Raw genomic sequence first — 2,458 nt, 5'->3', positions numbered from 1 at the left:
CCAGCAGCAACGCCTTCGCGCCGCGCATGGCGGCGGTGCCCGCGGTGGGCCAAAACACCGATGCGGTGCTAGCATCATTGGGATACGCGCCCGATCAGGTGGCGCAGTTCCATGCATCGGAGGTCGTGTGACGCATCCCGTTGTCCGAAGCGCGCTATTTGTACCGGCTTCGCGCCCCGAGCGCATTCCCAAGGCGCTGGCGGCCGGCGCCGACGCCGTCATCGTCGATCTGGAAGACGCGGTGGAGCATCTGGCCAAGGCGTCCGCCCGGGAATCGTTGTGCGATTTCCTGGGGACGAATCCCGGCGCGCGGCTGTGGGTGCGAATCAACGATGCCTCCACCTCCTGGCACGACGACGACCTCAAGGCCTGCCGCGGCAAGCCCGGGGTAGCTGGCGTGCTGTTGCCCAAGGCCGAAAGCCTGGCGCAGGTGCGCCACGTGGTCCAGGCGGGGCTGCGCGTGATTCCCATCCTGGAAACCGCCCAGGGCATACTCAACGTTGCTGAAGTCGCCGCCACGCCCGGCGTGGAGCGCCTGGCGTTCGGCAGCCTGGATTACGGTCTGGACTTGGGATTGACACCCGATACGCCGGGCGCGGAAACGGTGCTGGACCAGGCGCGCGTGCAGGTATTGCTGCATAGCCGCGCCGCCGGCTTGGCGCCTGCCCTGGACGGCGTGTTCCCTGGCGTCGAGGATCAGGCCGGGCTGGCGTATGCCGCGGCCCGCGCGCAGCAGATGGGGTTCGGCGGCATGCTGTGCATCCATCCTACGCAGGTGCCGGTGATCCACGCGGCCTTCGTGCCCGCGGCTAAGGAACTGGCATGGGCGCGCCGCGTCATCGCCACGCACCGCGACACCTCGGCCGGCACCTTCATGCTGGACGGCAAGATGGTCGACGCGCCCGTCATTGCGCGCGCGCGGCTGGTGCTGGCGCAGGCGGGCGAAACCACCGGCTTCTAGGCCGCTTCCGATCACTTATTTCCGGCAGGTCTATGAGCGAAGCGCTCTTTATCGGACACACTTATATCGACGTCACCGTGTTGGCGGACGAATGGCCCTCGGGCGATGAAAAAAGCGTGGCGCGCGACTACGCCGTGTCCTTCGGCGGCAATGCCGTAACGGCCGCGTTCGCCTGCGCGCGGCTGGGCACGCCGCCGGACCTGATCTGCTCGCTGGCATCGGACTGGCTGGGCCATATGTACACCGACATGGCGGCGGCGCACGGGGTGTCGCTGCATGCGCGCAAGGTGAGCCGGTCTTCCCTGTCCTTCATCATGCCCAATCACGGCAAGCGCGCCATCGTGCGTGCGCGCGACGTGGATTATCTGAACGATTTTCCACGGCTGGACATCGGTGCCTACCGCGCCCTGCATCTGGACGGCCATCAGCCCGACGCGGCCCTGCATTACGCGCGGGCTTTCCGGCAGGCGGGTGTGCTGACCTCGCTGGATGGCGGGGGTGTGCGCGAGAACACCGACGAACTGCTGCGGCATATCGACGTGGCGGTCTGCGCGGAGCGCATGTGCGAACAGTTGGGGCTCACGCCGCAGGGCCTGCTGGATCTGCTGAAGGCGCGCGGCTGCCGCATCGGCGCCGTGACCATGGGCGAGCGCGGCATGCTCTGGTACGACGAGACGGGAACGGTGGCTGTCCTGCCCGCGCTGGAGGTGCCGGCCGCCAGCATCGTCGATACCTCGGGGGCCGGGGACGTGTTCCACGGCGCCTACGTCTGGTCCTATCTGAACCGTCCGGAGCTGCCCTGGGTGGAGCACTTCACGTTCGCGCGGGCGGCCTCGTCCCATAAGATTCAGCATCTGGGCAATGAGGCGGGTCTGCCGCGGGTCGAGGACGTGGAGCGCGCGATGATGGCCTACGCGCCCAAGGAGTAGCGGGCGCTCAGTGCGCGATGCGTGCTATCGGCTGGTCGTGGATCGCGTCGATCCAGTCGTTGATGGGCTTGCCTTGCAGCGACAGCCCGGGAGCCAGATCGCGCAGGGGCATCAGCACGAAGGCGCGCAGGTGCATTCGGGGGTGCGGCAGAACCAGCCGCTCATGGTTCAGCGCGGTGTCGCCATACAGCAGCAGGTCCAGGTCCAGCGTGCGCGGCGCGTTCTTGTAGGGGCGTTCGCGGCCATGCAGGTTTTCCAGCGCCTGCAACACGTCCAGCAAGGCCAGCGGGGTCAGGCGCGTGTCCAGCGCCGCCACCGCATTGGTGAAATCCGGTCCCGTGGCTTCCACCGGCGCGGTGCGATAGAACGGCGATGCCGTCACCGCCACGATGCCGTCGGTTTCCCGTAGTTCGGCCAGGACACGGCGCAGGGTCGCTGCGCCGTCGCCCAGGTTGGCGCCCAGGCCGACATAGGCGCGGACGAGGGCGGTTGTGGACATGGCTCAGTCGGCGCTGGGCGTGCCGCGCGACGGTGAACGGCGCGGACGGCGGCGCTTGCGCGGGGCGGC

The 2,458-nt window shown here is 68.3% G+C and carries 3 protein-coding genes and 1 pseudogene; 3 read left to right on the top strand and 1 reads right to left on the bottom strand.

Going from position 1 to position 2,458, the window contains the following annotated elements; all coding sequences use genetic code 11:
* The 3 genes and pseudogenes from VIR09_RS05625 to VIR09_RS05615 all read left to right on the top strand — a co-directional run.
* A pseudogene (locus VIR09_RS05625) lies at nt 1-131 on the top strand (CoA transferase); the annotation flags it as partial.
* Nucleotides 128-961: a CoA ester lyase gene (locus VIR09_RS05620; protein WP_332011979.1), complete on the top strand. Its 834-nt coding sequence runs from the start codon at nt 128-130 to the stop codon at nt 959-961. The pseudogene VIR09_RS05625 and the gene VIR09_RS05620, both read left to right, overlap by 4 nt.
* 32 nt (nt 962-993) lie before the next feature.
* Nucleotides 994-1,890 (top strand): sugar kinase, encoded by an 897-nt coding sequence (locus VIR09_RS05615; protein ID WP_332011978.1) that lies wholly within the window; start codon nt 994-996, stop codon nt 1,888-1,890.
* A 7-nt stretch (nt 1,891-1,897) separates the two neighbouring features.
* Here VIR09_RS05615 and VIR09_RS05610 read toward each other — a convergent pair whose 3' ends face one another.
* Nucleotides 1,898-2,389, bottom strand: coding sequence for a 2-amino-4-hydroxy-6-hydroxymethyldihydropteridine diphosphokinase (locus tag VIR09_RS05610; protein ID WP_332011977.1), 492 nt, complete (start codon nt 2,387-2,389; stop codon nt 1,898-1,900).
* Nucleotides 2,390-2,458: the final 69 nt, after the last annotated feature.

Source organism: Achromobacter sp. (assembly GCF_036567245.1).
GTDB lineage: Bacteria > Pseudomonadota > Gammaproteobacteria > Burkholderiales > Burkholderiaceae_B > Achromobacter.
The sequence above is the reverse complement of the archived record's forward strand: the minus strand, read 5'-3'. Positions and strand labels throughout refer to the sequence as shown.